The organism is Agromyces sp. P1_H4 (assembly GCF_056405255.1).
The window spans coordinates 1-10249 of the sequence record NZ_JBFUCL010000115.1 but is presented as its reverse complement, the minus strand read 5'-3'; the positions used below and the strand labels follow the sequence as shown (position 1 = coordinate 10249).

The 10249-nt window shown below is 67.2% G+C and carries 9 protein-coding genes; 2 read left to right on the top strand and 7 right to left on the bottom strand.

What is annotated here, in order from left to right; translation table 11 throughout:
- Nucleotides 1-101 precede the first annotated feature (101 nt).
- The gene (locus AC1DY2_RS09155) at nt 102-1052 is read right to left on the bottom strand and encodes an alpha/beta hydrolase (RefSeq protein WP_476762133.1); all 951 of its coding nucleotides are present in this window, start codon (nt 1050-1052) and stop codon (nt 102-104) included.
- Between the two features lie 220 nt (nt 1053-1272).
- On the opposite strand from AC1DY2_RS09155, the gene AC1DY2_RS09150 reads away from it, so the two are divergent.
- Nucleotides 1273-2205 (top strand): alpha/beta fold hydrolase, encoded by a 933-nt coding sequence (locus tag AC1DY2_RS09150; RefSeq protein WP_476762132.1) that lies wholly within the window; start codon nt 1273-1275, stop codon nt 2203-2205.
- Nucleotides 2206-2218: 13 nt separating this feature from the next.
- On the opposite strand, the gene nrdF is transcribed toward AC1DY2_RS09150, so the two are convergent.
- The 4 genes from nrdF to nrdH all read right to left on the bottom strand — a co-directional run bounded on the left by nrdF (nt 2219) and on the right by nrdH (nt 6544).
- Nucleotides 2219-3241 (bottom strand): class 1b ribonucleoside-diphosphate reductase subunit beta, encoded by a 1023-nt coding sequence (nrdF, locus tag AC1DY2_RS09145; RefSeq protein ID WP_159601332.1) that lies wholly within the window; start codon nt 3239-3241, stop codon nt 2219-2221.
- 443 nt (nt 3242-3684) lie between these two features.
- A complete protein-coding gene (nrdE, locus tag AC1DY2_RS09140) occupies nt 3685-5817 on the bottom strand; it encodes a class 1b ribonucleoside-diphosphate reductase subunit alpha (RefSeq protein ID WP_476762131.1) in 2133 nt (710 codons plus the stop codon).
- A 5-nt stretch (nt 5818-5822) separates the two neighbouring features.
- Complete coding sequence (gene nrdI / locus AC1DY2_RS09135) at nt 5823-6239, bottom strand: class Ib ribonucleoside-diphosphate reductase assembly flavoprotein NrdI (protein WP_476762130.1); 417 nt, start codon at nt 6237-6239, stop codon at nt 5823-5825.
- Between the two features lie 71 nt (nt 6240-6310).
- Complete coding sequence (nrdH, locus tag AC1DY2_RS09130; RefSeq protein ID WP_067873141.1) at nt 6311-6544, bottom strand: glutaredoxin-like protein NrdH; 234 nt, start codon at nt 6542-6544, stop codon at nt 6311-6313.
- A gap of 595 nt (nt 6545-7139) precedes the next feature.
- On the opposite strand from nrdH, the gene AC1DY2_RS09125 reads away from it, so the two are divergent.
- On the top strand, nt 7140-7937 hold the full coding sequence (locus AC1DY2_RS09125; protein WP_476762129.1) for an alpha/beta fold hydrolase: 798 nt from the start codon (nt 7140-7142) through the stop codon (nt 7935-7937).
- Nucleotides 7938-8065: 128 nt separating this feature from the next.
- Here the strand turns inward: AC1DY2_RS09125 and AC1DY2_RS09120 are convergent, their stop codons facing one another.
- Together AC1DY2_RS09120 and yjfF are read right to left on the bottom strand one after the other, a co-directional pair.
- Nucleotides 8066-9112: a LacI family DNA-binding transcriptional regulator gene (locus AC1DY2_RS09120; protein WP_476762128.1), complete on the bottom strand. Its 1047-nt coding sequence runs from the start codon at nt 9110-9112 to the stop codon at nt 8066-8068.
- A 170-nt stretch (nt 9113-9282) separates the two neighbouring features.
- Complete coding sequence (gene yjfF / locus AC1DY2_RS09115; RefSeq protein WP_476762134.1) at nt 9283-10245, bottom strand: galactofuranose ABC transporter, permease protein YjfF; 963 nt, start codon at nt 10243-10245, stop codon at nt 9283-9285.
- Between the last annotated feature and the right edge of the window lie 4 nt (nt 10246-10249).

Here is a 10249-nt window from a genome sequence, read left to right as displayed (position 1 = left end):
GTTCACCGCGCTCCCGTCCAGGAACGCGGCGAACGACGCGAGGATGGCGACCACCAGCACCGCCCGCTGCGGCGCGGTCGTCCATCTGGCCATCATCGTGCTCAGGCGCGGCCGAGGGCCCTGCGCAGCACGTGCACCGCCTGCTCGACGGCTGCGGTGACGGCCGCCGAGGTGCGGAGCGGGTTCAGCATCATGAAGTCGTGCAGCGTGTCGTTGTACCGCACGCTCGTGGTGCGCACGCCCGCCTCCACGAGGCGCCGCGCATACGCTTCGCCCTCGTCGCGGAGCACGTCGTTCTCGTCGGTGATCACGAACGCCTCGGGGAGCCCGGCCAGCTGCTCGATCGTGGCGCGAAGCGGCGACGCCGTGATGTCGCTCCGCTTCGCGACATCCGGCAGGTAGCTGTCCCAGAACCAGGCCATGGCGGCCGCCGTGAGGTACGGGCCGTCGGCGAACTCACGGTAGCTGTCGGTGTCCTGCGCGGCATCGGTGACCGGGTAGTAGAGGGACTGGTGCACGAATGACACGTCGCCGCGTTCCTTGGCGAGGATGGCGACGACCGCGGTCATGTTGCCGCCGACGGAGTCGCCGGCCACTGCCAGCCGCGTCGCGTCCAGGCCCTTCTCAGCACCCAATTCGGTGATCCACTGCGCGGTCGCGTAGGCCTGTTCGATGGCGACCGGATGCTGCGCCTCCGGCGAACGGTCGTACTCCACGAACACCACCGCGGCGTCGACCCCGACGGCGATCTCGCGCACCAGGCGGTCGTGGGTGGCGGCGTTGCCGATGACCCAGCCGCCGCCGTGGATGTAGAGGATCGTCGGCAGCACGCCGGTCGATCCGGTCGGCTTGACGATCCGAACGCGCACGTCGCCGACGGCGGCGGGGACGGTGAGCCATTCCTCGTCGACGTCGGGCTTCGCGAGCGGCGCGGCCTGCAGGTCGTCGAGGACCTTTCGCGCGCCCTCCGCGCCGAGCTGGTAGAGGAACGGGGGTGTCGAGGTGACGTCGGCGATGGCCTGCGCCTCGGGGTCGAGGATGTGCGCGTGCATGATCGTGCCTTTCGTGTCGGCGGTGAGGAACGGGTCATCCGACGGATGCTCCGTGCCATCTACGACCGTGCCGCGCTCGCCGATGTGACACGCGTTCGATCGGATGCCGCGGCAGCACCCGACGGTCACAGGCAGGCGCCGTGGCCGGTCGAAGCTGATGACCGGTTCGTCCGAGCCGCGTCCAACACGCAACTCCCGTTTGCATGACAAGGAGCAGATCGTGAGCGCACTCCCCCGCCTCTCGCCGTTGCGACACGTCGAGACGGCGCATCTCGACGTCGCCTACTTCGAAGCAGGTCCGGCAGACGGCCCACCCGTGCTGCTGCTGCACGGGTTCCCGTATGACATCCACAGCTACGTCGACGTCGCACCGATCCTGGCCGACGTCGGCTTCCGCGTCATCGTGCCCCACCTGCGCGGCCACGGAGACACCCGCTTCCTGGGCGACTCAGTCCCACGCACCGGGCAGCAGGCCGCGCTGGGACAGGATGTCATCGAGCTCATGGACGCCCTCCGGATTCCGCAGGCGATCCTCGCGGGGTACGACTGGGGCGGCCGTGCGGCGTGCGTCGTCGCAGCGCTGTGGCCCGAGCGCGTCACCGCCCTCGTGTCCGTCAACGGGTACCTCATCCAGGACATCAGCGCCTCGACGCAACCGATCCGCCCCGACCTCGAAGCGGGCTTCTGGTACTTCTTCTACTTCCTCACCGAGCGCGGTCGCGCGGGCCTGACCGAGAACCGCCGCGGCATCGCGGAGGTGATCTGGCGCCGGAACTCCCCCGACTGGGACTTCACTGACGCTGAGCTCGACCGAGCGGCGGCTGCGTTCGAGAACCCCGACTTCGTCGACGTCGTGATCCATTCCTACCGGCACCGTCTGTTCCACGTCCCCGGGGCCTCGGAGTACTCCCGGCTCGAGGCGCAGTTGGCGCAGCTCCCCTCGATCACCACGCCGACCATTACCCTCGATGGACTCGCCGACGGCAATTTCCCCGCACGCGACGCCGCCACCGCCGGTGCACGCTTCACCGGCCCGTACGAGCACCGACAGGTGCCGCTCGCCGGCCACAACCTGCCGCAGGAAGCCCCGCTCGCGTTCGCCGAGGCAATCCGGAGCGCGGCGGAACTCGCGGCCCGGCGCCCTGCCGCGTAGCGCGCTGCCCGCGCTAGAAGTCCCAGTCCTCGTCTTCCGTGACGACGGCCTTGCCGATCACGTACGACGAGCCCGAACCCGAGAAGAAGTCGTGGTTCTCGTCGGCGTTCGGCGAGAGCGCCGAGAGGATCGCGGGGTTCACGTCGGTCACGGTCTTCGGGAACATCGGCTCGTAGCCGAGGTTCATGAGGGCCTTGTTCGCGTTGTAGTGCAGGAACTTCTTGACGTCTTCGGTCAGGCCGACGCCGTCGTAGAGGTCCTGCGTGTACTGCACCTCGTTGTCGTAGAGCTCGTAGAGCAGCGAGAACGTGTAGTCCTTGAGGTCGTCGCGCTCCTGCTGGCTGACCAGCTCGAGCCCCTTCTGGAACTTGTAGCCGATGTAGTACCCGTGCACGGCCTCGTCGCGGATGATGAGGCGGATCAGGTCGGCCGTGTTGGTCAGCTTCGCCCGCGACGACCAGTACATCGGCAGGTAGAAGCCCGAGTAGAAGAGGAACGACTCGAGCAGCGTCGAGGCGACCTTGCGCTTCAGCGGCGAGTCGCCCTGGTAGTACTCCATGACGATCGCGGCCTTCTTCTGAAGGTTCTCGTTCTCGACCGACCAGCGGAACGCGTCGTCGATGTCCTTCGTCGAGCACAGCGTCGAGAAGATCGACGAGTAGCTCTTCGCGTGCACCGACTCCATGAACGCGATGTTCGTGTACACGGCCTCTTCGTGCGGCGTGAGCGAGTCCGGGATGAGCGACACCGCGCCCACCGTGCCCTGGATCGTGTCGAGCAGCGTCAGGCCGGTGAACACGCGCATCGTGAGCGTCTGCTCATCGGGCGTGAGCGTGTTCCACGACTGGATGTCGTTCGACAGCGGCACCTTCTCGGGCAGCCAGAAGTTGTTCACCAGGCGGTTCCAGACCTCGAGGTCCTTGTCGTCCTGGATCTTGTTCCAGTTGATCGCGTTGACGTGGTCGACCAGCTTGATCTTGCCGCCGGCGTGCGCCGGGTCGTTCTTGGCCGAGTTAACCGGATCGGTGAGCGTCATGTCGGTACCTTCGTCTCTCTGGTTACGGGCCTCGGTTGTGGGGCAGGACTCGCCTGCCCCACAACGCCTAGACCCGCTGTGAAATAGTGCGCCTCGGGTTCTGTGCAGCTGCTTCAGGGCTGACGAACCTGCCAGACCCAGCATCACGGCTGACGAGACGCGAATTTCCAGTCCCGGTACCGACCTGTTCCGTGGTCGTGTACTGAGGCCAGCGCGCGGCGGTCGCGTTCGAAACGAAACGACCAGTGTTTGAACTGCGGTTGACTGAAGCCATAGTGGCTCCTTTCTCCGGCATCGCCGGTGATCTCCCGCGGTATGAGCGCTCAACCTGATGCTGAGCTACAACTCATGTAGTCTGACTCGACGGTTTCACAATCGCCAGCAGCCTCCGCGGGCTGTTATTGGGGCCAAGTTGTTAGCGCAGCTTGGCCCCAAGTCTGTTTCTACAGCGTGCAGCTCACGCACATGTCCAGCTCGGTCCCCTCGAGGGCCATCTGGCGCAGGCGGATGTAGTAGATGGTCTTGATGCCCTTCTTCCACGCGTAGATCTGCGCCTTGTTGATGTCGCGCGTCGTCGCCGTGTCCTTGAAGAACAGCGTGAGCGAGAGGCCCTGGTCGACGTGCTGCGTCGCCGCGGCGTAGGTGTCGATGACCTTCTCGTAGCCGATCTCGTAGGCGTCCTGGTAGTACTCGAGGTTGTCGTTCGTCATGAACGCCGCCGGGTAGTAGACGCGCCCGAGCTTGCCCTCCTTGCGGATCTCGATCTTCGAGGCGATCGGGTGGATCGACGCCGTCGAGTTGTTGATGTACGAGATCGATCCTGTGGGCGGCACGGCCTGCAGGTTCTGGTTGTAGATGCCGTGCTCCTGGATGGAGGCCTTCAGCTCCTGCCAGTCCTGCTGCGTGGGGATGTGCACGCCGGCGTCGGCGAAGAGCTGCGTGACCTTCGCGGTCTCGGGCACCCACGCGGCATCCGTGTACTTGTCGAAGAATTCACCCGACGCGTACTTGGAGTCCCAGAAGCCGTCGAACACCTCGCCGCGCTCGATGGAGATCCGGTTCGAGGCGCGCAGCGCGTGGAACAGCACCGTGTAGAAGTAGATGTTCGTGAAGTCGACGCCCTCTTCGCTGCCGTAGAAGACGCGCTCGCGGGCGAGGTAGCCGTGCAGGTTCATCTGGCCGAGGCCGATGGCGTGCGACTTGTCGTTGCCGTCTTCGATGGAGCGCACGGATGCGATGTGGCTCTGGTTCGAGACCGAGGTGAGGCCGCGGATGGCGGTCTCGACGGTCTTGCCGAAGTCGGGCGAGTCCATGGTGAGGGCGATGTTCAGCGAACCGAGGTTGCAGCTGATGTCCTTGCCGATCTGGTTGTAGCTGAGGTCTTCGTTGTAGGTCGTCGGCGTGTTGACCTGGAGGATCTCGGAGCACAGGTTCGACATATTGATGCGGCCCTTGATGGGGTTCGCCTTGTTCACCGTGTCCTCGAACACGATGTAGGGGTAGCCGCTCTCGAACTGGATCTCGGCGAGGGTCTGGAAGAAGTCGCGCGCGTTGATCTTCGTCTTCTTGATGCGCGGGTCGTCGACCATGGCGCGGTAGTTCTCGCTGATCGGCACGTCGCCGAACGGCTTGCCGTAGACCTTCTCGACGTCGTACGGCGAGAAGAGGTACATGTCCTCGTTGTTCTTCGCCAGCTCGAACGTGATGTCGGGCACGACGACGCCGAGCGACAGGGTCTTGATGCGGATCTTCTCGTCGGCGTTCTCGCGCTTGGTGTCGAGGAACCGCATGATGTCGGGGTGGTGGGCGCTGAGGTACACCGCGCCGGCGCCCTGGCGTGCGCCGAGCTGGTTGGCGTAGCTGAAGCTGTCTTCGAGCAGCTTCATGACGGGGATGATGCCCGACGACTGGTTCTCGATCTGCTTGATGGGCGCACCCGACTCGCGGATGTTGCTGAGCAGCAGTGCGACGCCGCCGCCACGCTTCGACAGCTGGAGCGCCGAGTTGATGCCGCGGGCGATCGACTCCATGTTGTCCTCGATGCGGAGCAGGAAGCACGAGACGAGCTCGCCGCGCTGCGCCTTGCCCGTGTTGAGGAACGTGGGGGTGGCCGGCTGGAAGCGACCGGCGATGATCTCCTCGACCAGGTCGGTGGCGAGCTGCTCGTCGCCCTGCGCGAGGCCGAGCGCGGTCATGACGACGCGGTCCTCGAAGCGCTCGAGGTACCGCTTGCCGTCGAAGGTCTTCAGCGTGTAGCTCGTGTAGTACTTGAACGCGCCGAGGAACGTCTCGAAGCGGAACTTCTTCGAGTACGCGAGGTCGTTGAGCCGCTGGATGAAGGCGAAGTCGTACTGCGCCAGCACCTCGGGCTCGTAGTACTCCTTCTCGACGAGGTAGTCGAGGCGCTCCTTCAGGGAGTGGAAGAAGACGGTGTTCTGGTTGACGTGCTGGAGGAAGTACTCGCGCGCCGCCTCAMGGTCCTTCTCGAACTGGATCTCGCCGTTCGGGCCGTAGAGGTTGAGCATCGCGTTGAGCGAGTGGTAGTCCATGCCACTGGCCACGCGGGGCGCGTCCATGAGGGCTACGCCGTCAGTTGCTGCTGAGTCGACCAAAATGCGTCCAATCCTTCGTCGACGGCGCGAACGTCGTCTGGGGTTCCGAATACTTCGAAGCGATAGAGGTGGGGCACCCCGGTCTTCCTGGCGATGACATCGCCGGCGAGTCCGTAGGCGCTCCCGAAGTTGGTGTTGCCGGCGGCGATGACGCCGCGCAGCAGGGCGCGATTGTGCGGGTCGTTCAGGAACCTGATGACCTGCTTGGGCACCGCACCGTGGCCGTCGCCGCCACCGTAGGTGGGCACGACCAGCACGAAGGGTTCCTCAGCGCGCAGCGCGTCGTCGCGCGCAAGCAGCGGAATTCGCGCTGCCGGGCGGCCCAGTTTCTCGATGAAGCGCTTGGTGTTGCCCGAGACGCTCGAGAAGTAGACCAGGTTCGTCATGGTGCATCCTTCGCCGCATTCCCGTTGTTCCGGCTCTGCGATCCGTTGCCGCTGCCGTATCGGGCCGCGGGTCAGGCGAGACGAGAGGCGAGTTCGGCGATCTTGTCGGGGCGGAAGCCCGACCAGTGGTCTTCGTCGGTGATGACGACCGGGGCCTGCAGGTAGCCCAGCTCCTTGACGTGCGCGAGGGCGCCCTCGTCGGTGGAGACGTCGAGCACTTCGTACTCGATGCCCTTGCTGTCGAGCGCGCGATACGTCGCGTTGCACTGGACGCAGGAAGGCTTGGTGTAGACCGTGACCGTCATGGTTTCCCCTCGTTCTCTTCGTGTTCTCGAGCCCCGGAGGAGCCCGCCCCCGTACTGCTGTTTTCGCTTCCTCAATACTACATCTAGTGCCTGCGGAACTGAACCGCCACAACATGCTGTAGTTACATTCGTGTAGTTTTCCACGGGTTTGTCCACCGTTCATCCCCAGCCGGATGCCCCGGTGATCCGCGGATTCTCGCGGCGGCACGATGGGTTATCCACAACCCGGCCGTTTCGGGATTTCTCGCCTGTGGATGGAATCCCCGGCGTGTCGCGATTCCCGACCCCTTGGGGCTCCCGGATGCCGCGACCCCTACATATGGTGTTGTGACTTCATGCTGCCACCACCCACCGACATCGCGGCGGGGGCGCTGCGCGTGTCGCGGGGCGCGGACGCGGCATCCGCTCGCCCCGTGCCCCGGCCCTCGCTCGGGAGCGTCGAGATGACGCGAACCGTCGTTCCCACGCCATCGGAACGTCGATTCGCGTCATTTCAAGGTGGCGACCACCGCGGCGAGAGTGCAGCGCGCCCGGCAGGCGGTGGAGGTCGTCGGAGGGTCGGCGTAGCGTGGCGCCACGACAGCAAGGAGGCCCGATGACCGAGTTCGTGATATCCGCCGACGGCACGCGCATCGCGTTCGACCGCGAGGGCGGCGGGCCGCCCGTGATCCTCATCGGCGGGGCCATGCAGTTCCGCGGGTTCGACCCCGCGACGGCCGAGATGGCGCACCTGCTCGCGGGCCACGGCTTCACCGTGGTGAACTACGACCGGCGCGGACGTGGCGAGAGCCCTGCCGAGCCGCCGATCACCCTCGCCCAGACCATCGACGACCTGCGTGCGCTCACCGAGCTGCTCACCGAGGGGGCGGATGACGCGGTCGCCCTGTTCGGCAACTCGTCGGGCGGCTCCATCGCGCTCGCCGCCGCGGCGGCCGGGCTGCCCGTCTCGAAGCTCGTGTTCTTCGAGGTGCCGCTCGACGCGGAGGGCGGAGCCGAGGGTGCCGTCTTCGCCGAGGAGCTCCGCAAGCGCATCGAGGCCGGCGACCGGGTCGGCACACTCGAGACCTTCATGTCCGACATGCCGCCCGAGTGGCTCGAGGGCGCCAAGCGGAGCCCGGGCTGGCCGACGATGCTCGAGGTCGCGCCGAGCCTGCTGCCCGACGCCGAGTCGCTCGCCTGGACGCAGTCCGCTCCACGCGCGGAGCTCTGGCGCGGCATCAGCGCGCCGACGCTCGTCCTGGTCGCCGAGCAGACGCAGCCGCTCATGACGTCGGCTGCGGCATCCATCGTCGCCTCGATGCCGGATGCCACGAGCCGCACCATCCCCGGCGCCGACCACCGCTGGGACCCGCACGGGATGGCACTCGTGATCGCGGAGTTCCTCGTCGGCTGAGCGGATGCCGCGCTCCGCCGCGCGCACGGACGCCGAAATCCTGTTCGCGCGAAGGAATCCCGGAGCTCGAGGATTCCGGAGCGCAAACGGGATTCGGCTGCGGGAGCAGCGAATGCCGCGGCGACGCCTCAGGGCGACGCGACCACCGCGACCCGCACCCGCGTGGGCGCGGCCGTGCTCGCCCGCGCGACGAGGTCGGGAACCCGGGGCGCCGGCATGAGCCGGTCGTCGTCGCCGAGGACGGCGAGCACGCCCGCCATGGCGTCGCGGCCGAGGGCGTCGAAGTCCTGGCGCACGGTCGTGAGCGGCGGGGTGAAGTAGGCCGCCTCGGGGATGTCGTCGAAGCCGACGACGCTGACGTCGCCCGGCACCGAACGTCCGGACTCGGCGAGCGCGTGCATCACGCCGAGCGCCATCTGGTCGTTCGACACGAACACGGCGGTCATGTCGGCGTCCGCTGCGAGCGTGCGTCCGTGCGCGGCGCCGCTKCGCGGCGACCAGTCGCCCACGAGCGGCTCGCGGGCCGGAAGCCCGTGCTCGCCGAGCACCGCCGACCACCCCCGCAGGCGCTCCGCGGCATCCATCGCATTCGACGGGCCGCTGACGTGCCGGATCTCGCGGTGCCCCAGCGAGATGAGGTGCTCGACGGCAAGGCGGGCGCCGGAGTACTGGTCGAGCCAGACCCGGTGCATGCCGCCGCGGTCCTCGGAGGCGACGGCGATGATCGGCACGCCGAGCTCCACCCCGTCGAGGGCGTCGAGCGCGCCCCGCTCGGCGGCGATGAGCACGATCGCCTCGACGTTCTGGCGCACGAGCAGTTCGGCCGCCGAGCGCAGGCTCGGGGCATCCGTCTCGAGCATGCTCGCCGTGATCACCGAGTAGCGGGCGTCGCGTGCGGCCTCGTTGAAGTGCAGCGCCGTGCTCGAGGGTCCGTAGTCGGGGGCCCCGGTCACGATCAGGCCGAGCGTGCGCGTGCGCCGGGTCACCAGGGCGCGCGCGGCCGGGGACGGCACGTAGCGGAGTTGCTTGATCGCCTGCTCGACGCGGGCGCGGGTGGCCGGGCGCACGTTGGGCAGGTCGTTGAGCACGCGCGACACCGTCTGGTGCGACACGCCTGCGAGCCGTGCGACGTCGAAGATCGTCGCAGCGCGCGCCCTGTCGTCTGGCTCGACCACTCGCTGCTGCGCTCCCGCCCCGCGCCGTGGGGCGCGCTCATTATGTCGATTATCCTGCCCGGAGCCGGTCGGTCCGGCCGCCTGGGGTCAGCCGCCGCGTCGTCCGGCGGCTCGGCCGCAGCGATCGCCGTCGGCACCCGCCACCCGCCGCCCGCCGCCCCGCGGCACCATCACCGCCGCCTGGCCGTGAGCACCTTCTGCAGGATGATGAACACGAGCAGCAGGGCGCCGATGAAGATCTTCGTCCACCACGACGAGAGCGTGCCCTCGAACGTGATGATGGTCTGGATCACGCCGAGCACCAGCACGCCCAGCACCGACCCGAGCACGAAGCCGTAGCCGCCGGTGAGCAGCGTGCCGCCGATGACGACCGCGGCGATCGCGTCGAGCTCGGTGCCGATCGCGGTGAGCGGGTAGCCCGAGAGCGTGTAGAAGGTGAAGAGCACGCCCGCGAGGCCCGAGCAGAAGCCGCTGATCACGTAGACGAGCACCTTCGTGCGCGCGACGGGCAGGCCCATGAGCAGGCCGCTCTGCTCGCTGCCGCCGATGGCGTACACCGTGCGTCCGAATCGGGTGGCGTGCAGCACCCACACGGCGATCGCGACCGCGAGCACCGCGATGATGACGCTGGGGGTGATCGACATGTTGCCGCCGAGCGGGATGCGCGCCACGGCCAACTGCACGAACGTGGCATCCGTGATCGAGATCGAGCTCTGGCTGATGACGTAGCAGAGGCCCCGGGCGAGGAACATCGCGGCGAGCGTGGCGATGAACGGCTGCACCTTGAAGATGTGGATCATCAGGCCGACGAGCAGGCCGAGCACGCTCGTGAGCACGAGGATCAAGGGGATCACCGCGGCCGGCGACCAGCCGGTCTGCAGCAGGCTCGCGGCGATCATGCCGCTGAGGGCCACGACCGCGCCGACCGACAGGTCGATGCCGCCGGTGAGGATGACGAACGTCATGCCGACCGCGAGCACGATGAGGTAGGCGTTGTCGACGAACAGGTTGAGGAACACCTGCCCTGAGAGGAACCCGCGATACCGGACGCCGCCGATGATGAAGATGGCCACGAACAGCACGGCCGTCACGGTGACGGGGCCGTACTTCGGGCTCGTCAGCAGGTTCCGGATGCTG

What these genes read in the sequence shown, in the direction of transcription:
- AC1DY2_RS09125 (WP_476762129.1), top strand. Translation starts at nt 7,140, where the DNA reads ATGACCGAGTTCGTGATATCCGCCGACGGCACGCGCATCGCGTTCGAC.
- nrdI (WP_476762130.1), bottom strand. Translation starts at nt 6,239, where the DNA reads ATGACGAACCTGGTCTACTTCTCGAGCGTCTCGGGCAACACCAAGCGC.
- nrdH (WP_067873141.1), bottom strand. Translation starts at nt 6,544, where the DNA reads ATGACGGTCACGGTCTACACCAAGCCTTCCTGCGTCCAGTGCAACGCG.
- AC1DY2_RS09155 (WP_476762133.1), bottom strand. Translation starts at nt 1,052, where the DNA reads ATGCACGCGCACATCCTCGACCCCGAGGCGCAGGCCATCGCCGACGTC.
- nrdF (WP_159601332.1), bottom strand. Translation starts at nt 3,241, where the DNA reads ATGACGCTCACCGATCCGGTTAACTCGGCCAAGAACGACCCGGCGCAC.